This is a genomic window from Variovorax sp. P5_A3, from assembly GCF_056400665.1.
Genome location: NZ_JBFUKW010000002.1, coordinates 51,255 through 75,195, shown reverse-complemented (window position 1 = coordinate 75,195; position 23,941 = coordinate 51,255). Strand labels below are relative to the sequence as shown.

Genomic DNA, 23,941 nt, shown 5'->3' with positions numbered 1-23,941 from the left:
CTTTCAATCCCTCATGCCGGCAAGCCGGCACGGAACATCAGTGGAACTGCTCTTCTTCGGTGGAGCCTGTGAGTGCGGTCACGCTCGACTTGCCGCCCTGGATCACCGTGGTGACTTCGTCGAAGTAGCCGGTGCCGACTTCCTGCTGGTGCGACACGAAGGTGTAGCCGCGGTCGCGCGCTGCGAATTCGGGCTCCTGCACCTTCTCGACATAGGCCGACATGCCGCGAGCCACGTAGTCCTGGGCGAGATCGAACATGTTGAACCACATCGAGTGGATGCCGGCCAGCGTGATGAACTGGTACTTGTAGCCCATCGCGCCCAACTCGCGCTGGAACTTGGCGATGGTTGCGTCGTCGAGGTTCTTCTTCCAGTTGAACGACGGCGAGCAGTTGTACGCCAGCATCTTGCCGGGGTGCACTTTGTGCACTGCCTCGGCGAACTTGCGGGCGAACTCCAGGTCGGGCGTGCCGGTTTCGCACCACACCAAGTCGGCGTAGTGCGCGTAGGCGATGGCGCGGGAGATGGCCTGATCGATGCCCTTCTTCGTTTTGTAGAAGCCTTCGGCCGTGCGTTCGCCAGTCAGGAAGGGCTTGTCGTTCTCGTCGTAGTCGCTGGTCAGCAGGTCGGCGGCTTCGGCATCGGTGCGCGCGATCACGAGCGTCGGCGTGCCGCAGACGTCGGCAGCCATGCGCGCGGCGATGAGCTTCTGCACGGCTTCGGTGGTCGGAACGAGCACCTTGCCGCCCATGTGGCCGCACTTCTTGACCGAAGCGAGCTGGTCTTCGAAGTGCACGCCGCCTGCGCCGGCACGGATCATCGCCTTCATCAGTTCGAAGCCGTTGAGCACGCCGCCGAAGCCGGCTTCAGCGTCCGCCACGATCGGCGCGAAGTAGTCGACATAGCCCTTGTCGCCGGGGTTTGTGCCCTTGGACCACTGGATTTCGTCCGCACGGCGGAAGGTGTTGTTGATGCGCTCGACCACGGTCGGAACGGAATCCACCGGGTACAGCGATTGGTCGGGGTACATGGACGCGTAGCTGTTGTTGTCGGCAGCGACTTGCCAGCCCGACAGGTAGATGGCCTTGACGCCGGCCTTCACCTGCTGCATGGCCTGGCCGCCGGTCAGCGCGCCGAGGCAGTTGACGTAGGGTTCGTTGTTCACGAGGTCCCAGAGCTTTTCGGCGCCGCGGCGTGCGAGCGTGTACTCGATGGGGAACGAGCCGCGCAGGCGCACGACGTCGGCAGCGCTGTAGCCGCGCTTGATGCCCTTCCAGCGGGGATTGGTTGCCCATTCTTTTTCGAGGGCGGCAATCTGCTGTTCGCGGCTCAGTTGTTCTGTGATGGTTTGGGGCATGGTCACTCCGAGGGTTGATTGAGAGGTGGCGCTGCTGTCGCGGGCCGTGGGGCCAACTGTACGTCAGTGGACGACTCTTATGTCTTATAGAAGACATATTTTTCAACAAGCAAAATCAACCACTTACGGCGATTTTTCTCAATGCGGAATAAATTTTCTTGTATTGAGAAAAAATATTGCAGCGCAGCAGCGGCGCATTTCGCAATACGGAACGAACTTTTCGTCAGTGAAACCTGGCGTTGAAATCGCGTCAGTGCGTCTCGAACCAGTCGCCGCTGGAGATCACTGTCCGCTCGCGAATTCGCGCAGGATGGATCTCGTACACCAGGCAGGGCAAGCATTCGCCTCCTCCGAGTTCGACAAGCACCTCGCGCTTGATGTACTCCCCCGAGTCATCCGGCTCGACCTCCTCCAGCGCATCCAGTTGAGCTTCGAGTTCGGGCTCGATGCGATAGATCTCTCCGACCACCTCGCTCGATCCGCCCAGCACTGCGCCGGGATAGGCACCCAGGTCGTACAGCGTCCCGGCTACTCGGGCGTCCGCCACGCGCTCCGGCTCCGGATGGAAGCGAGCGATGTCGTTACGGCCGCCGCGGCGCAGCGTGCCGTAGACGAACACATAGCGGGGCGCGTCGACGGAATGGGGCATCATCGAATCAGTCCTCTCATCGCTCCCAGTCTATTGAACACCGCACATCACGCACCGGGCCGCCTGGTGGCCTACGGTTGCCTCGCCTTGAGCATGTCGCTGGTCGGCAGCTATGTCGCTCTTTCCAAACCGCTGGTCGCCGCGTTTCCCGTGCTGCTGCTCGCCTGGCTGCGCTTCGGCATCGCCGCATTGGCCATGCCCCATTGGCTTCGTCGACCACCCGGGGAGCCCGTCATGACGGCTCACACGCGCGGACTGGTCTTCCTCGAGTCCTTCCTCGGCAACTTCATGTTCTCGATCTGCATGCTCTTCGGCGTGAGCCTGACGAGCGCGGTGTCGGCCGGCGTGATCATGGCGTCGATCCCCGCCGTCGTGGCCATCGGCAGTTGGATGTTCCTGCGCGAGCGCATCACCGCGCGCGTGGGATTGGCGATCGCGTGTGCGGCATTGGGCATCGGTCTGCTCGCGCTGGCCCCGGGCCAGGCGACAGCGCATTCGAGCAACGCATCCGCGTCGATGCCATGGCTCGGCAATTTGCTCGTCTTCTGCGCGGTGGTGTGCGAGGCCTCCTATGCGGTCATCGGCAAATCGCTCACCGGAAGGCTCGGGCCCAAGCGCATCTCTTCGCTCATCAACCTGTGGGGCTTCGTGCTGTCGACGCCCTTCGGCATCTGGTTCGCACTGCACTTCGACTTCGGCGCCGTGTCCTTCGGTGTCTGGAGCCTGCTCGTCGTCTACGCACTCGCAGCGAGCATCTGGACCGTATGGCTCTGGATGACGGGCCTGAAGGGCGTCCCGGCCTCGCAGGCAGGTGTCTTCACGGTGATGCTGCCGGTGAGCGCAGCGGTCGTCGGCGTGTTGGTCCTGGGCGAGAGCTTGTCGACTCCACAGGTGCTTGCATTCGCGCTCGCGCTGCTCGGCGTGGTGCTCGCAACGTGGCCCGCTCGCAGACCCTGATGCCATCGCGTTGCGCTTCCTGCGCACTCCCTAGGGGGAAACACCCCTCTTCTCCCCTCTGAAAAAACAACAGCTCCCAATGAAAAAACCGCTTTTTCCCTTGGAAACGCGTTTTTTCTCCTTTAGCATCCGCAATGCCGATGGAGACACTGTTTTTCATTGGTGAAAGTGTCCAACCAAAAAAGGAAATCAACCATGGCAACTGCAAAGAAGGCTCCGGCCAAGAAAGCTCCTGCGAAGAAGGCCGCTCCGGCCAAGAAGGCGGCAGCACCGGCGAAGAAGGCTGCTCCTGCAAAGAAGGCAGCACCCGCCAAGAAGGCTGCTCCGGCCAAGAAGGCTCCTGCGAAGAAGGCTGCTCCCGCGAAGAAGCGCACTCCCAACGCTGCGTTCATGAAGGCACTGACCCCCAGCCCGGCACTCGCCGCTGTGGTCGGCTCGACGCCCCTGCCGCGCACCGCTGTCGTGAGCAAGCTGTGGGACTACATCAAGAAGAACAACCTGCAGGACAAGGCCAACAAGCGCAACATCAACGCCGATGCCAAGCTGAAGGAAATCTTCGGCAAGGCGCAAGTCTCGATGTTCGAACTGGCCGCGCTGATCGGCAAGCACGTCAAGTGAGCACCTGGGCGCCTCGCGCGCTCGCATCAAGAAAGCCGGCTTCTGCCGGCTTTTTTTTCGCCCGCCGCGGGGTGACCCTACCCCCGCGCTTGCGCAGCCTTGGTGATCCCGCTGAGCGTGCCGCGCGTGGTGATCACTTCCGGATCCAGCGGAATCTCGATCAGCGTGCCGGTGTCGGCCGACAGCGCGCGCAGCAGCGCTTCCTCGAACTGCGCGGTCTCCGTCACACGCTCCGCCGCGTAGCCGTAGGCCCGGGCCAGTGCGCAGAAGTCCGGATTGCGCAGGGCCGTGGCGCTCACCTTGGTCGGATACTCCCGCTCCTGATGCATGCGGATCGTGCCGAACATGCCATTGTTGAGCAGCACGATGATGCTCTTGCCCGCGTGCTGCGAAGCGGTCGCCAGTTCCTGTCCGTTCATCAGGAAATCGCCGTCGCCGGCAATGGTGAAGGCGATGCGCCCCGTCGCGATGTTGGCCGCGATCCCCGCTGGCACGCCGTATCCCATGGCGCCGCTGGTGGGTGCGAGTTGCGTCTTGTGGCCCTTCGCGAGGCCGTGATAGCGGAAATAGCGATGCACCCAACTCGCGAAGTTGCCCGCGCCGTTGGTGATGGCGGCGTCGTGCGGCAGATGCTTCTGCAGCAGACCGACCACCTCCACCATGTCGACCGCGCCGCGCGGTGTCTCGGGCGGAAGACCGGCCAGCGCCTGGGGCTCCAGGTTCGCGAGATAGTCCGTGTTCGCCGCTGCAGTCCATGCTTCCCAAGGCAGTTCGGTCGGCGCACTCAACACTTCGAGGCTGCGCGCAGCCGAACTCATCCCGGCATTGATGGCCAGGTCCGCCTGATAGACCCGATTCAGCTCTTCGGCACTCGCATGGATGTGCACGAGGGTCTGCTTCGACCTGGGCGCCTCGAGCAGCGTGTATCCGCTGGTGGTCATCTCGCCGAGGCGCGGCCCAATGGCGAGGATCAGGTCGCTCTGCCTCACACGCTCGGCCAGCTTCGGATTGATCGCGATGCCCACGTCGCCTGCATAGAGCGGATGGTGATTGTCGAAGGTGTCCTGAAATCGGAAGGCGTTTGCGACCGGCAGTTTCCAGTTCTCTGCGAAACGCTGCAGCGCCTGCGCCGCTTGAGGCGTCCATCCACCGCCGCCCGCGATCACCAGCGGGCGCTCGGACTTCAGCAACAGTTCGCGCAGGGTGCGCAGCGCACCAGGATCGCTCCACGGTTCGACCGCCTCCACGCGGCGCAGCGGGCGCGCCGTGGTCATGGCACGCAGCATGTCTTCGGGCAGCACCACGACCACCGGACCCGGACGACCGTTCATTGCCGTTGCAAAGGCTCGTGCGATGTATTCCGGAATCCGGTTCGGGTCATCGATACGCTCCACGCGCTTGGCGAATCCCTTGGTGCTCGGCCCGAAGAAGCTGCCGTAGTCGACTTCCTGGAAGGCCTCGCGATCGCGGAAATCACTTCCGACGTCGCCGACGAACAGCACCATCGGTGTCGAATCCTGGAATGCGTTGTGCACGCCGATCGACGCGTTGGTGGCGCCCGGCCCGCGCGTGACGAAGCAGATGCCGGGGCGACCCGTGAGCTTGCCGTGCGCCTCCGCCATGAACGCCGCACCACCCTCCTGGCGATTCACGACGAAGCGGATGCGCTCGCCGTAGGCATGAAAGCCGTCGAGCACAGCCAGAAAACTTTCCCCCGGCACCCCGAAGGCCAGTTCGACACCTTGTTCGATCAGGCACTCGACGATCAGGTGGCCTGCGGGTTGTGATGAGCTCATGTGCGGTGCGCCTCTCTGCTGCATTGAAGGGTTGAGCGCATTATCCGCGCGCGCCTCATCGGCTTGCCTTAATTCCCCAATTGGTTAAATTCGCCTCTCATGAAAGCCCAACCCGAAGCATCCGCCGAACCGCGTTCGCGCGACGCCGATCGCTCGCAACTCGCGATCCTCGCCTCGGCGCGCGATGAATTCGCGCAGCGCGGCCTGGCCGGGGCGCGCATGGACAGCATTGCCGAGCGGGCCGGGCTCAACAAGCGTTTGATCTACTACTACTTCGGCAGCAAGGACGATCTCTTCCTCGCAGTGCTCGAGGGCACCTACGCCGACATCCGTCAAGCCGAGCAACGCCTGCACCTCGATGAAGTCGAACCCGTCGAAGCCATTCGCCGGCTGATCTCCTTCACCTGGCACTACTACCTCGAGCACCCCGAATTCATCACACTGCTCAATAGCGAGAACCTGCATCGCGCCGCGCATCTCAAGCGCTCCAACCGCATCCAGGAAATGAACTCGCCCCTGGTCCAACTCCTCGACGACGTGCTCGAACGCGGCAAGCGCGACAACCTCTTTCGCGCGGGCGTCGACCCCGTGCAGCTCTACATCTCGATCGCTTCGCTCTGCTACTTCTACCTGTCGAACAACGACACGCTGTCGGCCGTCTTCGGCCGCAACCTTCGCGCGCCCAAGGCCATGGCGCAGCGCCTGTCGCACATGACCGAACTCGTTCTTGGCTACGTGCTGCGCTGATACGGGTATCTCCTAGGCTTCCGCCGGTTGACGGGTCTCGGGGACTTCCTAGAATCATTAATTCACTTATCGGTGAATTGGAAGCGCGGCGGGGCCGCCCAGACCACCAGCCTCGCTCAACCCACATCCTGCCGATGCTTCGCAACGTCCTGCTTTCGCCTGCATTGCGGCCCTTCCTGCTCATCCTGATGCTGCTGGTGCTATGGGACCTTGCGATCCGGCTCTTCAGGATTCCGGCCTACCTCATTCCGCCGCCGCTCCAGGTCGTGCAACAGCTGGTCGCCGAGTGGCCTCGCCTTCTTGCCGAAGCCTGGAAGACCACCCTCGCCACGCTCGGTGGCTTCGGGCTCACGATCGTCATCGGCATTCCGATCGCCATGGTGATCGCCTACTCGCGCGTCGTGGAGTCCTTCGTGTATCCGCTGCTGGTGTTCTCGCAGAGCATTCCGAAGGTCGCGATCGCGCCGCTCTTCGTGGTCTGGTTTGGCTTCGGCATCTTCCCCAAGGTCATCTCGGCCTTCCTGCTGGGCTTCTTTCCCGTGGTGGTCTCCACCGTGATGGGCTTCAAGTCGGTCGAGCCCGACATGCTCGATCTCGCACGCTCGATGGGCGCCAGCCGCCTGCAGACCTTCTTCAAGATCAGCTTGCCGCAGGCCTTGCCGGCGATCTTCAGCGGCCTGAAGGTGTCGGTCACCCTGGCCGTCGTCGGCGCCGTGGTCGGCGAGTTCGTCGGCTCCAACTCCGGCATCGGCTACGTGCTGCAGGTAGCCAACGGCAACTTCGACCTGCCCCTCATGTTCGCCGCGCTGGTCGTGCTCTCGAGCATCGGCGTGATTCTTTTCGTGGCCGTCGACCTGGTCGAGCGGCTGATGATTCCGTGGCATGCCTCGCAGCGCCACGCCCAGTGAGTTCCGTGCAACACCATCCAACCAGGAGACAACCATGAAGAAACTGCTTCCTTCGCTGCTGGCAGGCGCCGCCACGGCACTGGCACTCGCCATGACCCCGGCCTACGCGCAGAACAAGCCGCAGGACAAGGTCACGCTGATGCTCAACTGGTATCTCTACAGCGAACACGCACCCTTCTTCCTGGGCAAGGAGCGCGGCTTCTACGCCGAGGAAGGCATCGACCTGGACATCCAGGAAGGCCGCGGCTCCGCCGTCACCGCCCAGGCGGTCGCGGCCAAGTCGGCAACCTTCGGCTATATCGACGTCACCACGATGATCAAGGCCGCCGCCAAGGGCGCACCGCTGAAGTCGACCGGCGTGCTGTTCCAGGTCAGCCCGATGTCGGTCATGGGATTCACCGAGAAGAACATCAAGACCCCGAAGGACATCATCGGCAAGACGGTGGCCGTCACACCGGGCGACTCGATGTCGCAGATGTGGCCCCTGTTCCTGAAGGCCAACAACATCCAGGCCGACCAGGTGAAGATCGTCTCGGGCGACGCCCAGACCAAGCTCAATGCCGTCACCAACGGCCAGGCCGACCTGTTGCTCGGCTACGTGATGGACCAGGCGATCAAGCTGCAGGACGCCACGGGCAAGCCCGTCACGCCGATCCGCTTCGCCGACTCGGGCGTCAACCAGATCAGCTCCGGGATCATCACCAACAAGAACCTGCTCACCGAGAACCCCGACCTCGTGAAGCGATTCATGCGCGCCTCCACGCGCGCGGCCGAAGCCGCCGAGAAGGACCCCGCAGCCGCCGTCGACGCGATGCTCAAGGCCAACCCCAAGGCCGGCGTGCGCGACACGCTCATCGTGGGCATGAAGCAGAGCGTCGCGCTCTATCACACCAAGGACACGGCCAACCAGCGCCCGTACCGCGTCGCTATGAAGGACGTCAACGACTCGCTCGATCTGCTCGTGCAGTACGGGGGCATGGATGCGGCCACCCGCGGCAAGCCCGAGGACTACGTGACGCTCGACTTCCTTCCGACCAACTGATCCTGCCCTCCGCGCGCTTCCACTCTCACGCTTTCCATGGCCCATGAAAAACTGATCGAAGCGCGCGGCGTCTCGAAGATCTATCAAAGCAAGGACGGTCCGGTCGAATCGCTGAAGCCGCTGGACTTCTCGATCCGTGAAGGCGAGTTCGTCTCCGTGGTCGGCCCGTCGGGCTGCGGCAAGAGCACGCTGCTGAAGATGGTGGCGGGGCTGCTGCCTATCAGCGGCGGCATGCTGAGCCTCGCCGGCCAGCCGATCAAGGGCCCGCAGAAGGACGTTGGCATCGTGTTCCAGAGCGCGGTGCTGTTGGCCTGGCGCAGCGTCGAGGACAACATCCTGCTGCAGGCCGAGATACGTCATCTGCCGAAAGCCGCGGCGCGCGAACGCGCTCGCGAGTTGATGAAGATGGCGGGGCTCACCGGCTTCGAGAACAAGTACCCGTGGCAGCTCTCCGGCGGCATGCAGCAACGCGCCTCGATCTGCCGGGCCCTGCTGCACGACCCCTCGGTGCTGCTGATGGACGAGCCCTTCGGCGCCCTCGACGCGATGACCCGCGAGAAGATGAATCTGGAACTGCAGCGCATCTGGTCTGCTTCGAGGAAGACCGTACTGCTCATCACGCACAGCATCCCGGAGGCGATCTTCCTTTCTGACCGCGTGATCGTCATGAGCGAGCGGCCGGGATCGATCGCCGCCATCTACGACATCGAGTTGCCGCGCCCGCGCCCTCTGGACGTGATGGGCACCGAGCAGTTCGCCGCCTATGCCCGCACCCTGCGCGCGCACTTTTTCGCGCAGGGCCACCTCGACGCGCACTGAGGTCCCTGCCGTGACTGCCGCGTCCTCGTCCTTCGCACCGCCCGTACGGGTACTGGCCGTCGAGTTCGGCGTGCGACCAATGATGCTGCGCCTGCCCTTCAAGTTCGGCGCCGTCACGCTCACGCGCTGTCCGCAGGTGTTCGTGCGCGCCACGGTGGATTGCGGCACGCACGGCGCTGCCGAAGGTTGGGCGGCCGAGCTGATGGTGCCGCGCTGGTTCGACAAGTGCGACGGCCTCAGCCAGGCGGACAACGTGAGGCACTTGCAACAGGCACTGGAGACTGCGGCCGATGTCTACAAGAGCGGCGCACCGCTCCCGGCTTTCGCCTTGTTCGCCCGACACTACGAAGCGCTCATGGCGCACGGCGCATCGATTGGCATGACCGCGCTCTCCACCGCATTCGGCCAGGCCGTGCTCGACCGCGCGGTGCTGGACGCCCTGTGCCGTGCCATGCATATCCCGGTCTACACGGCGTTCCAGCGCAACCTGGTGGGCATGGCCGACACATCACTGGTCAACGACCTACAGGGATGGGACTGGAACGGCTGGCTCGCCGGGCTCCGACCCGCATCGCACCTGCACGCACGCCACACGATCGGAATGCTCGACACGATTGAAGGCGACGGCACGGACGCCACGGGACTGCCAATCACCCTGCCGGCTGTCGTGCGCCGCTACGGCCATCGCTTCTTCAAGATCAAGCTCGGCGGCCAGCCCGATACCGACCTGGCACGACTCGATGCGGTCCTCGCGACGCTCGACGCCGTGGCGCCCGGCCACCAATTCACCCTTGACGGCAACGAGCAGTACGCCGACCTGCACGCGCTGAAGGCGCTGTGCGATGGCCTGCGCTCGCTGCCGAGGCTCGCAGCGCGGCCCGAGGCGCTCCTGTACCTCGAACAACCGCTGCCGCGTGACGCGAGCATGGATGCGTCAGTCGCCGCACTCAACGCGCCGGCACCGCTGCTGCTCGACGAGGCCGACGGCACACTCGACGCCTTCGCCACCGGGCGCCACCACGGCTGGCAGGGCGTATCGAGCAAAGCCTGCAAGGGCCTCTACAAGGCGGTCATCAACCGCGCGCGCTGCGACCGATGGAACCTTTCCGCCGACGGCGGCCGCTACTTCATGTCCGCCGAAGACCTGACCTGCCAGGCTGGCCTCGCGGTACAGCAGGACCTCGCGCTCGCGTCACTGCTCGGCCTTGCGCATTGCGAGCGCAATGGCCATCACTACGTCGACGGCTTCGGCGATGCGCCGGCTGACGAGCAGGCCGGCTTTGCCTCCGCGCACGGCGACCTTTACGAGACCAGCGCGGGTCGCCCGCGCCTTTCCATTCGCGACGGCAGGCTGGCGATCGCATCACTTGCCCACCCCGGCTTCGCGCACCTCGCCGACCCCGACTTCGAAAGCCTGCAACCCCTCTCGCAAGCGCCTGCCCTGGTGTAGACGCCCGTTTTTCCTCCCAACACCGACACACACACAGCGGAGAACCCCATGGCACAACAACGACTCGGAATCATCATGCACGGCGTCACGGGACGCATGGGCATGAACCAGCACCTGATCCGCTCCATCGTCGCGATTCGCGCGCAAGGCGGCGTGACGCTCTCCAACGGCGACAAGGTCATGCCCGACCCGATCCTCATCGGCCGCAATGCCGAGAAGATAGCGGCGCTGGCCCAGGCCCACGGCATCGCTCGCTGGGGCACCGATCTCGACCGCGCGCTGGAGAACAAGGACGACACCATCTTCTTCGACGCGGGCACCACGCAAATGCGCCCCACCCTGCTGGCCAAGGCCATCCGTGCCGGCAAGCACGTCTATTGCGAGAAGCCGATCGCGACCAACCTCAACGAAGCCGTCGAAATCGCCCGACTTGCAGAAGGCTCGGGCCTCAAGCACGGTGCGGTGCAGGACAAGCTCTTCCTGCCCGGCCTGCGCAAGCTCGACATGCTGCGCCGCGCCGGCTTCTTCGGACGCATGCTCTCGGTGCGCCTGGAGTTCGGCTACTGGGTGTTCGAAGGCGACCTGCAGCCCATCCAGCGCCCTTCGTGGAACTACCGCAAGGAAGACGGCGGCGGCATGATCCTGGACATGATGTGCCACTGGCGCTATGTGCTGGACAACCTCTTCGGCGAAGTGCAGTCGGTGTCCTGCCTCGGCACCACGCACATCCCCAAGCGCTGGGACGAGGAAGGCAAGCCCTACGAAGCCACCGCCGATGACGCGGCGTACGCCACGTGCCAATTGAGAGGCCACAATGGCGAGCCGGTGATCGCGCAGATCAACATGAGCTGGGTCACCCGCGTCCGTCGCGACGACCTCGTGACCTTCCACGTCGACGGCACCGACGGATCCGCCGTGGCGGGCCTGTCGTCATGCCGCGCGCAATCTCGCGTCGCCACGCCGCGCCCTGTGTGGAATCCGGACGAGAAGCAGACAATGAACTTCTTCGAGCAGTGGCAGGAGATTCCGGACTCGCAGGTGTACGACAACGGCTTCAAGATCCAGTGGGAGCACTTCATCCGCCACGTGGTCGAGAACGCCCCCTACAAATGGACGCTGCCCGAAGGCGCCAAGGGCGTGCAACTGGTCGAGAACGCGCTCGAAAGCTGGAAGGAGCGGCGCTGGGTCGACGTGCCCGAGCTGAAGATCTGAGATTCCGCCATGGCCATCGCACTCACCCTCCCCACCGCGAGCGGCGCGCTTGCACCCTACACGCTGCGCGGCACCACACCGGTGAAGCCGCCGGCGGGCGTCGGGTTCAACCGCATCGCCTATTCGGCCGCGCATGTCGTCGCCGATTCGCTGGCAGCCGTCGACCCGTGGCTGCAATGCGCAGTCGACTGGGACGCCACCATTGGCTATCGCCGCCACCTCTGGTCGCTCGGCCTCGGCGTCGCGGAAGCCATGGATACCGCCCAGCGCGGCATGGGCCTGGACTGGCCGACTTCGCTCGAGCTCATCCGCCGCTCGCTCGATGCGGCGAAGGACGTACCCGGTGCGCTGGTCGCCTCCGGCTGCGGCACCGATCACCTGAACTTCGACGACGTCACGAGCGTGGATGACGTGATCCGAGGCTACGAGGAGCAGATGGCCGCGATCGAAGCCCTCGGCGGCAAGCTGATCGTGATGGCCAGCCGCGCCCTGGCCCGCGTCGCGAAGAGCCCGGCCGACTACGAGCGCGTGTACGACCGCATCCTGTCGCAAGCGAGGCAGCCCGTGGTGCTGCACTGGCTCGGCGACATGTTCGACCCGGCCCTGGGCGGCTATTGGGGCTCGGCCGATGTCGACCGTGCGATGGATACCGCCCTCGGCATCATCGCGGCGCATCCCGACAAGGTCGACGGCATCAAGATCTCGCTGCTCGACAAGGACAAGGAGATCGCGATGCGTCGCCGTCTGCCGCCCGGCGTCCGCATGTACACGGGTGACGACTTCAACTATGCGGAGCTGATCGCCGGTGACGGCCACGGGAGCGAACCGACGCACGGCAAGAGCGACGCGCTGCTGGGCATCTTCGACGCCATCGCGCCGGCCGCGAGCGCGGCCCTGGGCGAATTGGCACAGGGCAACATCGAAAAATTCCACGCCATCCTCGGCCCGACCGTGCCGCTGTCGCGCCACATCTTCGCGGCGCCGACGCGCTTCTACAAGACGGGCGTGGTCTTCATGGCGTGGCTCAACGGCCACCAGAGCCACTTCACGATGGTCGGCGGCCAGCAGAGCACGCGTTCGCTGCAGCACCTCGCCGAACTGTTCCGGCTGGCCGATGCGGCCAACCTGCTGGAGCAACCCGACCTCGCGGCCAAGCGCATGAGGACGCTGCTCTCGCTCCATGGCGTCGAGGGTTGATCAGGTCATGCGCGACTTCTCGCAGAACCACGACTGGTTGTCGATCAACACCGCCACGGTCCGCAAGCAACTCGGCGCGGAAGTGCCGCTTGACCGCATCATCGACCAATGTGCCGCACGCGGCATCCGGGCCATCAGCCCCTGGCGCGACCAGGTGGCGGGCGTCGGGCTGGACAAGATCGCGAAGCAGCTCAAGGCGCACGGCATCGGGCTGTCCGGCTACTGCCGCGGCGGCTTCTTTCCCGCGCCCGATGCGGCCGGTCTGAAAGCCGCACTCGACGACAACCGCCGGGCCATCGACGAAGCGAAGACGCTCGACGCACCCTGTCTCGTGCTGGTGGTCGGCGCGTTGCCCGGCGCGCTGGAGGGCAAGGCGCTCTACAAGGACATCGGCCGCGCACGCGCCGAGGTGCGCGATGGCATTGCGGCGTCGCTCGAATACGCCCGTGAAGTCGGCATGCCGCTCGCCATCGAGCCCCTCCACCCGATGCAGGCGGCCGACCGCGCCTGCATCAACACGTTGGAGCACGCGCTCGACCTCTGCGACGAGCTCGATCCCTCACGCTCCGGCATGCTCGGCGTGGCGGTCGACATCTATCACGTCTGGTGGGACCCGAAGCTGCAGCAGCAGATCACCCGCGCCGGCAAGGAACGCCTGCTGGCGTACCACGTATGCGACTGGCTCACGCCGACGCGCGACCTGCTCTCCGACCGCGGGATGATGGGCGACGGGGTGGTCGAGCTGAAGAAGATCCGCGGTTGGGTCGAGGCCGCCGGCTACCAGGGCTTCAGCGAGGTCGAGATCTTCTCCGTGCTCGACTGGTGGAAGCGCAGCGGTGAGGAAACGCTGGGCACCTGCATCCAGCGGCATCGGGAGGCTGTCTGAAGCACGCGGTTGTGCTGCAATCGCAGCATGGCCGCACCGACCCTCAATGACCTGCGTCGCTATGCGGTCGCGCGCACGCTCTTCAACGCCACCACCCTGCCGCAAGCCATCCGGCGTCTTGGCTTCGTGCAAGCCGATCCGATCCGCGCACCCGCCCGCGCACAGGACCTGACCTTGCGCCACCGCGTCAAGGACTACCACGCGGGCGACCTGGAACGCCGCTACGCGCGACTGCCGATCGAAGAGGACTGCCTCGTCAACTATGGCTTCCTGCCGCGGGAGCATCTCGCGCTGATGCACCCGCGCGAGGCCGCCCGGGCATGGGACGCCGAGACCCGCCGCAAGGCCGCCGACGTGCTGGCTTTCGTGCGCGAGCACGGGCCGGTGCACCCGCGGCTGGTGGACCAGCATTTCGCACACGGACGGGTGAAGAACTACTGGGGTGGATCGAGCAATGCAAGCACGCATCTGCTCGAAGGCATGCACTACCGCGGCATGCTGCGCGTAAAGCGGCGCGAAGGCGGCACGCGGATCTACGAGGCGGTAACGCATCCTCCCGCCGACGAGAGCCCCGCCGCCCGAGCGCAACGCGCCGCGGCCCTGATCGATCTGGTGGTCCGCAAATACGCGCCCCTGCCATCCTCGAGCCTGACCTACCTGGTGCGCCTGCTGGGCTACGGCGCGCCGCATCTCTCTGCGCAGACGCAGGCGGCCCTGCAACTGGCACGCAATGCGTTCGCGAGTTGCCGCATCGACGGCACCACGTGGTACTGGCCGGCCGACGAGAACCCTGCTTCGCGCCGCCATGCGCCCGACGAGTCGCTCCGTCTGCTCGCGCCCTTCGACCCGGTCGTGTGGGACCGGCGACGCTTCGAGCTGTTGTGGAACTGGACGTACAAGTTCGAGGCCTATATGCCAGCGCCGAAGCGGCAATTCGGCTACTACGCCTTGCCGCTGCTGCTGCACGACCGCGTCATCGGCTGGGCCAACGTGTCGACCCACCAAGGGCAGTTGCAGCCGACCTTCGGCTTTGCCGCCAAGAAGCCAACCGGATCCGCATTCCGCGCGGCGCTCGATGACGAGTTGCAGCGAATGACGATGTTCCTCGCCGGACGACCCGATCCCCGCTCGCCTTCGGGGGTCTTGCCACTTCCGTGACAGCGCGGTTTTGCCGCCTTGCCTAGAATCTGCGTCGTTCCGGCCCAGGCCGGAGCAAGCGTTCTCAGGGCGGGGTGCAATTCCCCACCGGCGGTGATGGCGGCGAAAGCCGCACGAGCCCGCGAGCGCCTGCGGCACGCCATGTGCCGCAGGGTCAGCAGACCTGGTGAGATCCCGGGGCCGACGGTCACAGTCCGGATGAAAGAGAGCGCGATCTCGTCGCCGGGCAAGTGCGTTCGCGCGTGCCGGGTTCCGGGTTCGTGCGCCCTGATTCAGGAAATCCTTCAAAAGGCACACCATGAGTCAGATCAACGACCTTCCCCTCTCCGCCATCCCGGCATCGGATTTGCCCCGCGGCCAGCGCATTGCGTTCGTCCAGGCGCAATGGCACTCGGACATCGTCCACCAGGCGCGCGACGCCTTCCTCGCCGAAATGAAGCGCCGGGGTGTGCCGCTCGACACCATCGACGTGTTCGACGTGCCGGGCGCCTTCGAGATCCCACTGCATGCCAAGCGACTCGCGACCTCGGGCCGCTACGCCGCCATCGTCGGCTGTGCGCTGGTGGTCGACGGCGGCATCTACCGCCACGAGTTCGTCGCGAGCACGGTTGTGAATTCGCTGATGACGGTGCAACTCGAAACCAACGTGCCGATCCTGTCGGCCGTGCTGACGCCGCACCACTTCCACGAGCATGTGGAACACCGCAAGTACTTCCATGCGCATTTCGCGGTCAAGGGCACTGAAGCGGCCGAAGCCTGCGTCAAGACCCTCGAGGGCCTGCGCCGCGTGGACGCGCTGATCGCCGCCTGAGTGCCGCACAGGGCATCGTCGAGCATCCGATTCTCCTGAACCGTCCCATCGTCGCGACGCCGATCGGCACGCGCTTGTGCCGGCCTGCGGAGCAGGTGCTCGACATCCTGCCGAAGAAGCAGCGCCCTCAGCGCGCCAGCAGCACGGGCAGCGAGGACGCCAGAAGAGCGACGCCAGACAGCGTCAGCAACCCCAGCACGACCTGTCGGAAAGACGTCTCGCTGATCCCGGCATAGAGCCGCGCGCCCAGCAGCACCGGCACGAGCACGGCCAGCGCCACGATCCCTAGCAACGGCAGCATCGAGACGCTGACCAGGCCTGCGCCCAGGTAGAGCGCGAACGCGACCGCCAGCATCGAGAGATTGAAGTTCTGGATCACGGCGCGTTGCACATCCTTGTCCAGTCCGCGCAGCGTGCACCAGAGGGTGGGGATCACGCCGGTGAATCCGCCCAGGCCGCCGCACACGCCCCCGAGCAGGCCGGCGACGGCATCGGCCACGCGTCCGCCCATCGTCACTCGCGGCAGGTTGCGCGCCAGCAGCATCGCCGGGCACCAAATCACGAGCAGGCCGCCAAGGCAGGCCTTGAACAACGGAACGTCCAGCCGCGGCAGCAACCACACGCCGACCGGCAGACCGGCCAATCCGCCGACGACGAACGGCAGCAGCAACGCCTTGTCGAAGGCGCGCCGTGTCGTCACCGCAGCAATGACCTGCCCGGTGAGCCCGCCGAAAGTCGCCAGCACCGCCGCGAGCTTTGGATCCACCGTCCAGGCCCAGATGGACATCGAGACCATGGAGAACGCGAAGCCCGACAGGCCCTGCACGAAGCCGGCCACGACCGCGCCAAGCGCGACGACCAGGTAGAGGGCCAACCGCGCGTCAGGCCGAAGCCGGAACGAGCGCTTCGCGCCGGACGCGCCGCACGTTGAATGCGCTGGCGATCAGGACGCCCTGCACCACGGCCAGGCCGACGATCACGCTTGCGTACTGCCCGTGGTCCATCAGACGGCCGAAGATCAACGGCGCCACGGCCTGTCCGATGTCCAGGCCCGCATACACCACGCCATAAACGCGGCCCGTCGCGTTCGCCGGGGTCGAGCGCTTGACCAGGAGGTCGCGGGACGGCCCGGCAATGCCGGACGCGAAACCCATCGCGCCGAACATCACCGGCACCAGGAAAGGGGCGAAGTCCGCCAGGGCGAGCACCAGCGCGATGATCGCGGCCACGCCAAAACCCGCACCGACGATGCGCTCGCAGCGCGAAGGGTCGGACGCCAGGAACCCGCCCACCACCATGCCTGCAGCGCTCGCCACCATGTAGATCGTCAGGCAGATGGCGATCAGCGTCACAGGCACCGCGTGAAGGCGCCCTGCCGCGGCGGGTGCGAAGGTCTGCACCACGCTCAACGCCATCGCATAGAAGAAGAAAAAGCCGAAGCACATCCAAACCGCGGGGATCTTCAGGAAGGCGAACTCGCCGCCGGCGGCGGCATCGGCGCCAGTCGCCTTGTGCACCGCCTTCACGTCCAGCGCCAGCACGCTGCGATTGACCCACAGGATGAGCAGCACGACCACGGCCACGGCGCCCGCCGACGCCAGCGCCACCCGCCACGAGAAGGCCATGGCCAGCGGCACCACAAAGGCCGGCGCCAGCGCCCAGCCCAGGCTACCGGTGATGCCGTGAACGCTGTAGGCATGTCCGAGCCGTGTCGGCGCCACCTTGCGATTGAACAGCGTGTAGTCGACCGGATGGAACACCCCGTTGCCCATGCCCGCCACCACGGCGCAGCCGAGCAGCATCCAGTAGTTTTGCGCCATCGCATACCCGAAGGCCGCGAGACCCAGCATGCCGAGCCCCACGAACAGCACGGGCCGTGGGCCCAGCTTGTCGACAATGAAGCCGGAAGCCGCCTGCACTATGCAGGACACGACGAAGAAGACAGTGAGCACCGCGCCGAGTTCGGTGTAGCTCACGTTGAACGCGTCCTTGAGCCAAGGGAACAAGGGCGCCAGCACGAGCTGGCTGAAATGGCTGACGGCGTGGGCCAGGCCGACGAGCCCGATCAGCTTGGCATCGGAGCCGAAGGTGGTCGTGGCCGTGGCGGTGGTCGCGTGAGTGGAAGACATGGATTGCAACAAGAAACTGGGTCGGGCGTCGATCCTAAGGCGACACGTCGCGGCAGAATGGCGATACAGAGACAACATTTGTCGAAACCATGCCGTCTACAGCCGTCCCGCCCCTGACGCCCCCCGACACGGCCGCCAGGCGCCAGACCCCGCCCTACCTCGCCCCGACCACCACCGTCGGGCCACTCACGCCGCATCTCTACGAGCCGACCGCACTGCGCCCTTTGCGGGCCAAGGAGCACTTCCTCAAGGCCGACACCTTCGTCGAGCTGCACCGGCATCCTTGGCCGCAGCTGACCTTCTCGACGCGCGGCGTGATCCGCCTGAGCACTGAGGACGGCAGCTATATCGTCCCGCCCTCGCGCGCCCTGTGGGTGCCGGCCGACATGTCGCACAGCATCACGCTGATCGAGGATGCCGAGCTGCGGACGGTGTATCTCCACAGTTGGCTCGGGCCGACCTGGGAGAAGTGCGAGGTGCTGGAGATCAGCCCCTTGCTGCGGGCCTTGATGCTCGCGCTCGACACCATGCCGGACGGCCTGCCGCCCGCCGATCCGCACGCGGCGCAGCGTGAGCGCTGGATCGCGCCGCTACTGGTCGACGAACTCGAACGCGCGACGCAGATCCGCATCGACGTGCCGCTGCCTTCGGACAAGCGCCTGCGCCAGTTGTGCGAGGCGCTGCTGCGCAATCCGGCCAACCGCGCGACGCTCGCGGAACGCGCCGACGCGATCGGTGCCAGCGAGCGGACCGTGGCACGCCTGTTTCGCGACCAGCTCGGCATGAGCTGGCAGCAGTGGCGTCGGCAGGCCGTGCTCGCGCATGCGCTGCCCCTGCTGGCGCGCGGCATGGCCGTGAGCCAGGTCGCGTCGGCCAGCGGCTACGCGACCGACAGCGCCTTCTGCGCGATGTTCAAGGCGGCAACAGGCCAATCGCCGACGGCGTTCCAGCACAAGCGAAGACCCTGAGGGGCGCAGCATGGCGGCGGGTCGCACCGCTTCCGTATCATCGCCGGGTGCATCTCCCACCCTTTCGCGCGCCGAGGCCATGGCCTTGAATCGTCACCAGCTCGAGCGCTGGTTCCCCTTCCTTTCCTGGCCGCGCCCCGACCGGGCCCTGCTGGTCAATGAAGCAGCGGCCGGTGTCACGGTCGCGCTCATGGTCATTCCGCAGGGCGTGGCGTATGCGGCGCTGGCTGGAATGCCGCTGGTCACCGGCGTGTACGCCGCACTTCTGCCGGCCCTGGTCGCGCTGCTGTTCAGCTCATCGGCACGGCTGTCGGTGGGGCCCACGGCACTGACGAGCCTGCTGGTCGGCGCTTCCCTCGCGCCGCTCGCCATTCCGGGCAGCACCGAGTGGGTCGCCTTCGCCGTGTGGCTCACGCTGTTGTCCGGGGTGATGCAGGTGGTGCTGGGCGCGGCGCGATTCGGCTGGCTGTTGCGCATGGTCAATTCGCCTGTGCTCATGGGCTTCACGCAGGGCGCTGCGGTGCTGATCACGCTCTCGCAATTGCCGGCGCTGCTGGGCTTCACGGGACGTACTTTCATGCAGGTGCTCCACGGTCCGCATCCGGACTACATCGCCATCGCTTTCGGGCTTGGCGGAATGGCGATGCTGTGGCTCGGCAAGCGGTGGATGCCACGGTTCCCGATCACCATGGCGCTGGTCGTGGCCGCGGCGGCGATCAGTGCTGCGATCGGCTACGCGCTGAAGGGCGGCGCCGTGATCGGCACGCTACCGTCAGGCCTGCCCGCGTTCTATTGGCCGGGTGGGCTGTCGATGGACCAGTTGGGTGCCCTGCTTCTGCCGGCCTTCCTGATCACGCTCGTGAGCTTTCTCGAGACAGCATCGAGCGCCAAGGTGGACAACGCACGCGCCGGCAAGCTGTGGAACGAAAACCAGGACCTGATCGGCCAGGGGCTCGGCAAGATCGCATCGGGGCTCACGGGCTCGTTCCCGACCAGTTCGTCGTTCTCGCGCTCGGCCATCACGCTCTATGCGGGCGCCAAGACCCAGTGGGCCACGCTTTTCAGCGTTGCGGTGGTGGCAGCCGCGCTGCTGTGGGCCATGCCATTGCTCTATCACGTGCCGCAGGCCGTGCTGGCATCGATCGTGGCAACGGCCACCATCGGACTGCTTCGGCCATCGACCTTTGTCGGGCTGTGGCGCATCTCGAGGATCGAGACGTCCATCGCGATCGGCACGTTTGCACTGACCATCGCGACGGCACCGTCGATCTACTGGGGTGTGCTGGGGGGCCTGCTCGCGGCGCTGGCGCACTACATGTACCGCCATCTGCACCCGCGCATCATCGAGGTCGGGCTGCATCCCGACGGGAGCCTGCGCGACCGCCATCTCTGGCATCTGCCGCCGCTCGCGCCGAACCTCTATGCGCTGCGCATGGACGCCGAGCTCGACTTCGCTTCCGCCAGCACGCTGGAACGCGCCATCACCGTTGCCTTGGCGAAGCGCCCCGGACTGACCGACGTGTGCCTCTTCGCGCAGCCGATCAACCGCATCGACCTCACGGGCGCCGAAGTCTTCGGCAGCATTCGCCGCCTGCTCGAATCGCAAGGCGTCCGGTTTCACATGTCGGGACTCAAGCTGCCTGCGCAGCAGGTGCTGGAACGCGCCGGGCTGCTGGCGCCCGGGCCCATGCTGTTCAGCTACCGGACCGATGGCGAAGCGTTGGCGGCGCTTGCGAACGCCTGCATGACGGCGGACGCAGGCGACGACCTCAGTCCTTCACCCGTCCGCGCAGACTCTTGATCTCAGATCGCTGGCTCTTGCCCTCGAGCCGGCGCTGCCGGGCGCCATAGCTCGGCTTCGTGGGACGACGCACACGCGGCGGCGTGGCAATGCTGTCGACCAGTTCCTGCAGGCGCGCCAACGCGTCGGCGCGATTCATGTCCTGGCTGCGGTGCTTCTGTGCCTTCAACACGAGCACGCCTTCCTGCGTGATGCGGCTGTCGCGCAGGGCGAGCAGCCGTTCCTTGAAGTCGTCGGGCAATGAGCTGGCGGGGATGTCGTAGCGCAGGTGCACCGCACTCGAAACCTTGTTGACGTTCTGTCCGCCCGCGCCCTGCGCGCGGATGGCGCTGAACTCGACCTCCAGCGGATCGATCAGGACGGGCGGGCGCGGAGAAGTCATCCGCTATTCTGGCCTGCGCCGAGGCCTCTCCGCGGGCCGGCTTGATCTCAGTCCTCGCGCGACACCGGCCGCGCCTGCACGTCGGTCACCTGGCCGGGGTCGCGCAGGCGCACCGGGCTGTCCGCCTCCTGCCCACGCGCACGAGCGGCGACCACGTCGGCCGCCGTCGGCTCCGCGGGACGCCCCGCCGCGCGGAAGCGGTCGAAACCGCCCCGCGGATCGAAGCGCATCACCCACGGCTTGACCGGTTGCCCCGTCAGGCGAGCCCATCCGTAGCGCAGTCCCCAGACCATCGCCAGCAAGAGCACGGCAACCGTCAGGCTGGCCGCGAAGATGAGGCCGAGGAAGAACAGGACGATGCGCAGGAAGAAGTTAAGCATCGAACTTAGGCCACCGCCTCCGCGCTTTGTTCCCCGGCCTTGCGGAACGTGAACTGCCCGGGGGCCTGGATTGGGTCGGTGGTCACGACGATCGTGTCCTTCGGCCCGAAGCTTCCGTCCAGCAACAGCTTCGACAACGGGTTCTCGATGCGCTGCTGGATCGCCCTCTTGAGCGGCCGCGCACCGAACACCGGGTCGAAGCCGACCTTCGCGATCTCCGCCAGCGCTGCCGGCGACACGTCGAGCCCCAGGTCCATCTTCGCAAGACGCTCCTGCAGCACCTTGAGCTGGATGGCGGCGATCGCCTCGATGTTCTTCGCGTCGAGCGCGTGGAACACGACGGTCTCGTCGATGCGGTTCAGGAATTCAGGCCTGAAGTAGTTCTTCAGCTCGTCCCATACCGCTTCCTTGATCTCCTCGGTCGGCCGGCCCACCATCGACTGGATGATGGGCGAGCCGATGTTGCTGGTCATCACGATCACCGTGTTCTTGAAGTTCACGGTGCGGCCCTGGCCGTCGGTGAGGCGGCCATCGTCGAGCACTTGCAGCAGCACGTTGAAGACATCGGGGTGCGCCTTCTCGACCTCGTCGAGCAGCAGCACGCTGTAGGGCTTGCGGCGAACGGCCTCGGTCAGGTAGCCGCCTTCCTCGTAGCCGACGTAGCCGGGCGGCGCGCCGATCAGGCGCGCGACCGAATGCTTCTCCATGAACTCGCTCATGTCGACGCGGATCAGGTGATCCTCGCTGTCGAACAGGAAGCCGGCGAGCGCCTTGCACAGCTCGGTCTTGCCCACGCCCGTGGGGCCGAGGAACAGGAAGGAACCGGTCGGTCGATTCGGGTCCGACAGGCCCGAGCGCGAGCGGCGGATCGCATTGGCGACCGCACCGATGGCCTCGTCCTGGCCGACCACGCGCTCGTGCAGCTTGTCTTCCATCATGAGCAGCTTGTCGCGCTCGCCCTGCATCAGCTTCGAGACCGGAATGCCGGTGGCGCGCGCGACGACTTCGGCGATTTCCTCGGCGCCGACCTGCGTGCGCAGCAAGGTGGGCGCGCTGGACTTGCCCTTGTTGGCTTCGGTGTCCTGCGCTTCCTTCAGGCGCTTCTCCAGCCCCGGCAGCTTGCCGTACTGGAGTTCGGCCACCTTGTTGAAGTCACCTTTGCTGGTGAACTCGGCGATCTGGAACTTGATCTTGTCGATCTCCTCGCGGATCTGCGCACTGCCCTGAGCCTGCGCCTTTTCGGCCTGCCAGATTTCGTCGAGATCGGCGATCTCTTTCTGCAGCTTCGCGATCTCGTCCTCGATCAGCCCCAGGCGCTTCTGCGAAGCCTCGTCCTTCTCGCGACGCACGGCTTCACGCTCGATCTGCAACTGGATCAGGCGACGGTCCAGACGGTCCATGACCTCAGGCTTGGAGTCCATCTCGATCTTGATCTTGGCCGCGGCTTCGTCGATCAGGTCGATGGCCTTGTCGGGCAGGAAGCGGTCGGTGATGTAGCGGTCGGACAACTCGGCCGCGGCGACGATCGCCGGGTCGGTGATGTCGACGCCGTGATGGACTTCGTACTTCTCCTGCAGGCCGCGAAGGATGGCGATGGTCGCCTCCACGCTGGGTTCGCCCACGATGATCTTCTGGAAGCGGCGCTCGAGCGCGGCGTCCTTCTCGATGTACTTGCGGTATTCGTCGAGCGTGGTGGCACCGACGCAGTGCAACTCGCCGCGCGCGAGCGCCGGCTTGAGCATGTTGCCCGCGTCCATCGCGCCCTCTGCCTTGCCGGCGCCGACCATGGTGTGCAGCTCGTCGATGAAGACGATGGTCTGGCCTTCGTCCTTCGCGAGTTCGTTTAGCACGGTCTTCAGGCGTTCCTCGAACTCGCCGCGGTACTTGGCACCGGCGAGCAACGCGGCCATGTCGAGCGACAGCACGCGCTTGCCCTTGAGCGATTCGGGCACTTCACCCGCGACGATGCGCTGCGCCAGGCCTTCGACGATGGCCGTCTTGCCCACGCCGGGTTCGCCGATGAGCACGGGGTTGTTCTTGGTGCGGCGTTGCAGCACCTGGATGGCGCGACGGATTTCCTCGTCGCGGCCGATGACGGGGTCGAGCTTGCCCAGACGCGCACGTTCGGTGAGGTCGAGGCAGTATTTCTTCAGCGCTTCGCGCTGGCCTTCGGCATCGGCGCTGTTCACACCCTGGCCGCCGCGCACGGCTTCGATCGCGGCTTCGAGCGACTTGCGCGTGACGCCATTGCTGCGCGCGAGATTGCCGATCTCGGCCTTGCTGTCGGCCAATGCGAGCAGGAAGAGTTCGCTCGCAATGAACTGGTCGTTGCGCTTGATCGACTCCTTCTCGGTCGCCTGCAGCAGCTTGCCGAGTTCGGGGCCGACCTGCACCTGGTCATGGCCCTGTACTTGCGGCAGCTTCTTCACGGCCGCCTCGGCCGCCGTCAGCAGGCCGGGCACATTGGCACCGGCGCGCTCCAGCAGCGCGCGCGGCCCATCGTCCTGGCGCAGCATGGCGACCAGAAGGTGGGCGGGCTCGATGTACTGGTTGTCGTTGCCCAAGGCGAGCGACTGGGCGTCGGCGAGGGCTTCCTGAAATTTGGTGGTGAGTTTGTCTTGGCGCATGGCTTGATTCCTGCATTCAAAATAGGGCTGTTCCGCGGCGATATCAA

General features: G+C 65.7%; 22 protein-coding genes, 1 pseudogene and 1 riboswitch. Of the genes and pseudogenes, 15 read left to right on the top strand and 8 right to left on the bottom strand.

Annotation, left to right across the window (positions count from 1 at the left end; genetic code table 11):
* Positions 1-37: 37 nt before the first annotated feature.
* Both aceA and AC1D3B_RS02470 read right to left on the bottom strand, forming a co-directional pair.
* Positions 38-1,357: an isocitrate lyase gene (gene aceA, locus AC1D3B_RS02475; RefSeq protein ID WP_435514734.1), complete on the bottom strand. Its 1,320-nt coding sequence runs from the start codon at positions 1,355-1,357 to the stop codon at positions 38-40.
* 250 nt (positions 1,358-1,607) lie between these two features.
* Positions 1,608-2,009, bottom strand: coding sequence for a gamma-glutamylcyclotransferase family protein (locus tag AC1D3B_RS02470; protein WP_478189079.1), 402 nt, complete (start codon positions 2,007-2,009; stop codon positions 1,608-1,610).
* Between the two features lie 30 nt (positions 2,010-2,039).
* Between AC1D3B_RS02470 and AC1D3B_RS02465 the strand changes: the two genes are divergently transcribed.
* Both AC1D3B_RS02465 and AC1D3B_RS02460 read left to right on the top strand, forming a co-directional pair.
* Entirely contained in the window at positions 2,040-2,963 is a 924-nt protein-coding gene (locus AC1D3B_RS02465) for a DMT family transporter (protein WP_478189078.1), read from the top strand.
* Between the two features lie 195 nt (positions 2,964-3,158).
* A complete protein-coding gene (locus tag AC1D3B_RS02460) occupies positions 3,159-3,581 on the top strand; it encodes an SWIB/MDM2 domain-containing protein (protein WP_262077107.1) in 423 nt (140 codons plus the stop codon).
* A 77-nt stretch (positions 3,582-3,658) separates the two neighbouring features.
* On the opposite strand, the gene AC1D3B_RS02455 is transcribed toward AC1D3B_RS02460, so the two are convergent.
* Positions 3,659-5,377: a thiamine pyrophosphate-binding protein gene (locus AC1D3B_RS02455; RefSeq protein WP_478189077.1), complete on the bottom strand. Its 1,719-nt coding sequence runs from the start codon at positions 5,375-5,377 to the stop codon at positions 3,659-3,661.
* 99 nt (positions 5,378-5,476) lie between these two features.
* Between AC1D3B_RS02455 and AC1D3B_RS02450 the strand changes: the two genes are divergently transcribed.
* The 11 genes and pseudogenes from AC1D3B_RS02450 to AC1D3B_RS02400 all read left to right on the top strand — a co-directional run.
* Positions 5,477-6,124 carry a TetR/AcrR family transcriptional regulator gene (locus tag AC1D3B_RS02450; protein ID WP_478189076.1) on the top strand — a complete coding sequence of 216 codons (648 nt, stop codon included), beginning with the start codon at positions 5,477-5,479 and terminating at the stop codon, positions 6,122-6,124.
* A gap of 134 nt (positions 6,125-6,258) precedes the next feature.
* Complete coding sequence (locus AC1D3B_RS02445) at positions 6,259-7,032, top strand: ABC transporter permease (RefSeq protein WP_478189075.1); 774 nt, start codon at positions 6,259-6,261, stop codon at positions 7,030-7,032.
* Between the two features lie 34 nt (positions 7,033-7,066).
* On the top strand, positions 7,067-8,074 hold the full coding sequence (locus AC1D3B_RS02440) for an ABC transporter substrate-binding protein (RefSeq protein WP_478189074.1): 1,008 nt from the start codon (positions 7,067-7,069) through the stop codon (positions 8,072-8,074).
* A 36-nt stretch (positions 8,075-8,110) separates the two neighbouring features.
* Positions 8,111-8,893 (top strand): ABC transporter ATP-binding protein, encoded by a 783-nt coding sequence (locus tag AC1D3B_RS02435; protein ID WP_478189073.1) that lies wholly within the window; start codon positions 8,111-8,113, stop codon positions 8,891-8,893.
* Positions 8,894-8,903: 10 nt separating this feature from the next.
* Positions 8,904-10,343 carry an enolase C-terminal domain-like protein gene (locus AC1D3B_RS02430; RefSeq protein WP_478189072.1) on the top strand — a complete coding sequence of 480 codons (1,440 nt, stop codon included), beginning with the start codon at positions 8,904-8,906 and terminating at the stop codon, positions 10,341-10,343.
* 48 nt (positions 10,344-10,391) lie between these two features.
* On the top strand, positions 10,392-11,555 hold the full coding sequence (locus tag AC1D3B_RS02425) for a Gfo/Idh/MocA family protein (RefSeq protein WP_478189071.1): 1,164 nt from the start codon (positions 10,392-10,394) through the stop codon (positions 11,553-11,555).
* Between the two features lie 9 nt (positions 11,556-11,564).
* Complete coding sequence (locus AC1D3B_RS02420; RefSeq protein WP_478189070.1) at positions 11,565-12,752, top strand: dihydrodipicolinate synthase family protein; 1,188 nt, start codon at positions 11,565-11,567, stop codon at positions 12,750-12,752.
* A gap of 7 nt (positions 12,753-12,759) precedes the next feature.
* The gene (locus AC1D3B_RS02415; protein WP_478189069.1) at positions 12,760-13,638 is read left to right on the top strand and encodes a sugar phosphate isomerase/epimerase family protein; all 879 of its coding nucleotides are present in this window, start codon (positions 12,760-12,762) and stop codon (positions 13,636-13,638) included.
* Between the two features lie 27 nt (positions 13,639-13,665).
* On the top strand, positions 13,666-14,796 hold the full coding sequence (locus AC1D3B_RS02410) for a DNA glycosylase AlkZ-like family protein (protein ID WP_478189068.1): 1,131 nt from the start codon (positions 13,666-13,668) through the stop codon (positions 14,794-14,796).
* 56 nt (positions 14,797-14,852) lie between these two features.
* A riboswitch (FMN riboswitch) is annotated at positions 14,853-15,010 on the top strand.
* A gap of 84 nt (positions 15,011-15,094) precedes the next feature.
* Positions 15,095-15,607, top strand: coding sequence for a 6,7-dimethyl-8-ribityllumazine synthase (locus AC1D3B_RS02405; RefSeq protein WP_478189067.1), 513 nt, complete (start codon positions 15,095-15,097; stop codon positions 15,605-15,607).
* A gap of 14 nt (positions 15,608-15,621) precedes the next feature.
* Positions 15,622-15,732: pseudogene (locus tag AC1D3B_RS02400) on the top strand (ArsC/Spx/MgsR family protein); the annotation flags it as partial.
* A 2-nt stretch (positions 15,733-15,734) separates the two neighbouring features.
* Here the strand turns inward: AC1D3B_RS02400 and AC1D3B_RS02395 are convergent.
* Positions 15,735-16,481: a sulfite exporter TauE/SafE family protein gene (locus AC1D3B_RS02395; RefSeq protein ID WP_478189066.1), complete on the bottom strand. Its 747-nt coding sequence runs from the start codon at positions 16,479-16,481 to the stop codon at positions 15,735-15,737.
* A 7-nt stretch (positions 16,482-16,488) separates the two neighbouring features.
* Positions 16,489-17,736 carry an MFS transporter gene (locus tag AC1D3B_RS02390; protein WP_478189065.1) on the bottom strand — a complete coding sequence of 416 codons (1,248 nt, stop codon included), beginning with the start codon at positions 17,734-17,736 and terminating at the stop codon, positions 16,489-16,491.
* Positions 17,737-17,825: 89 nt separating this feature from the next.
* Here AC1D3B_RS02390 and AC1D3B_RS02385 point away from each other — a divergent pair, with 89 nt between their 5' ends.
* Together AC1D3B_RS02385 and AC1D3B_RS02380 are read left to right on the top strand one after the other, a co-directional pair.
* Positions 17,826-18,704 carry an AraC family transcriptional regulator gene (locus AC1D3B_RS02385; protein ID WP_478189064.1) on the top strand — a complete coding sequence of 293 codons (879 nt, stop codon included), beginning with the start codon at positions 17,826-17,828 and terminating at the stop codon, positions 18,702-18,704.
* Between the two features lie 79 nt (positions 18,705-18,783).
* Entirely contained in the window at positions 18,784-20,505 is a 1,722-nt protein-coding gene (locus tag AC1D3B_RS02380; protein ID WP_478189063.1) for a SulP family inorganic anion transporter, read from the top strand.
* Here the strand turns inward: AC1D3B_RS02380 and arfB are convergent.
* The 3 genes from arfB to clpB are packed head-to-tail and all read right to left on the bottom strand — an operon-like array spanning position 20,474 to position 23,894.
* Positions 20,474-20,887 (bottom strand): alternative ribosome rescue aminoacyl-tRNA hydrolase ArfB, encoded by a 414-nt coding sequence (gene arfB, locus AC1D3B_RS02375; RefSeq protein ID WP_478189062.1) that lies wholly within the window; start codon positions 20,885-20,887, stop codon positions 20,474-20,476. The two genes, AC1D3B_RS02380 and arfB, sit on opposite strands and share 32 nt — an antisense overlap.
* Before the next feature lie 47 nt (positions 20,888-20,934).
* A complete protein-coding gene (locus AC1D3B_RS02370) occupies positions 20,935-21,267 on the bottom strand; it encodes a hypothetical protein (protein WP_478189061.1) in 333 nt (110 codons plus the stop codon).
* A 5-nt stretch (positions 21,268-21,272) separates the two neighbouring features.
* On the bottom strand, positions 21,273-23,894 hold the full coding sequence (clpB, locus tag AC1D3B_RS02365; RefSeq protein ID WP_478189060.1) for an ATP-dependent chaperone ClpB: 2,622 nt from the start codon (positions 23,892-23,894) through the stop codon (positions 21,273-21,275).
* Positions 23,895-23,941 lie beyond the last annotated feature (47 nt).

What these genes read in the sequence shown, in the direction of transcription:
- clpB (WP_478189060.1), bottom strand. Translation starts at nt 23,894, where the DNA reads ATGCGCCAAGACAAACTCACCACCAAATTTCAGGAAGCCCTCGCCGAC.
- AC1D3B_RS02455 (WP_478189077.1), bottom strand. Translation starts at nt 5,377, where the DNA reads ATGAGCTCATCACAACCCGCAGGCCACCTGATCGTCGAGTGCCTGATC.
- AC1D3B_RS02405 (WP_478189067.1), top strand. Translation starts at nt 15,095, where the DNA reads ATGAGTCAGATCAACGACCTTCCCCTCTCCGCCATCCCGGCATCGGAT.
- AC1D3B_RS02470 (WP_478189079.1), bottom strand. Translation starts at nt 2,009, where the DNA reads ATGATGCCCCATTCCGTCGACGCGCCCCGCTATGTGTTCGTCTACGGC.
- AC1D3B_RS02415 (WP_478189069.1), top strand. Translation starts at nt 12,760, where the DNA reads ATGCGCGACTTCTCGCAGAACCACGACTGGTTGTCGATCAACACCGCC.
- AC1D3B_RS02440 (WP_478189074.1), top strand. Translation starts at nt 7,067, where the DNA reads ATGAAGAAACTGCTTCCTTCGCTGCTGGCAGGCGCCGCCACGGCACTG.
- AC1D3B_RS02425 (WP_478189071.1), top strand. Translation starts at nt 10,392, where the DNA reads ATGGCACAACAACGACTCGGAATCATCATGCACGGCGTCACGGGACGC.
- AC1D3B_RS02380 (WP_478189063.1), top strand. Translation starts at nt 18,784, where the DNA reads ATGGCCTTGAATCGTCACCAGCTCGAGCGCTGGTTCCCCTTCCTTTCC.
- AC1D3B_RS02410 (WP_478189068.1), top strand. Translation starts at nt 13,666, where the DNA reads ATGGCCGCACCGACCCTCAATGACCTGCGTCGCTATGCGGTCGCGCGC.
- AC1D3B_RS02445 (WP_478189075.1), top strand. Translation starts at nt 6,259, where the DNA reads ATGCTTCGCAACGTCCTGCTTTCGCCTGCATTGCGGCCCTTCCTGCTC.
- AC1D3B_RS02390 (WP_478189065.1), bottom strand. Translation starts at nt 17,736, where the DNA reads ATGTCTTCCACTCACGCGACCACCGCCACGGCCACGACCACCTTCGGC.
- aceA (WP_435514734.1), bottom strand. Translation starts at nt 1,357, where the DNA reads ATGCCCCAAACCATCACAGAACAACTGAGCCGCGAACAGCAGATTGCC.
- AC1D3B_RS02450 (WP_478189076.1), top strand. Translation starts at nt 5,477, where the DNA reads ATGAAAGCCCAACCCGAAGCATCCGCCGAACCGCGTTCGCGCGACGCC.
- AC1D3B_RS02370 (WP_478189061.1), bottom strand. Translation starts at nt 21,267, where the DNA reads ATGCTTAACTTCTTCCTGCGCATCGTCCTGTTCTTCCTCGGCCTCATC.
- AC1D3B_RS02385 (WP_478189064.1), top strand. Translation starts at nt 17,826, where the DNA reads ATGCCGTCTACAGCCGTCCCGCCCCTGACGCCCCCCGACACGGCCGCC.
- AC1D3B_RS02420 (WP_478189070.1), top strand. Translation starts at nt 11,565, where the DNA reads ATGGCCATCGCACTCACCCTCCCCACCGCGAGCGGCGCGCTTGCACCC.
- AC1D3B_RS02460 (WP_262077107.1), top strand. Translation starts at nt 3,159, where the DNA reads ATGGCAACTGCAAAGAAGGCTCCGGCCAAGAAAGCTCCTGCGAAGAAG.
- AC1D3B_RS02435 (WP_478189073.1), top strand. Translation starts at nt 8,111, where the DNA reads ATGGCCCATGAAAAACTGATCGAAGCGCGCGGCGTCTCGAAGATCTAT.
- arfB (WP_478189062.1), bottom strand. Translation starts at nt 20,887, where the DNA reads ATGACTTCTCCGCGCCCGCCCGTCCTGATCGATCCGCTGGAGGTCGAG.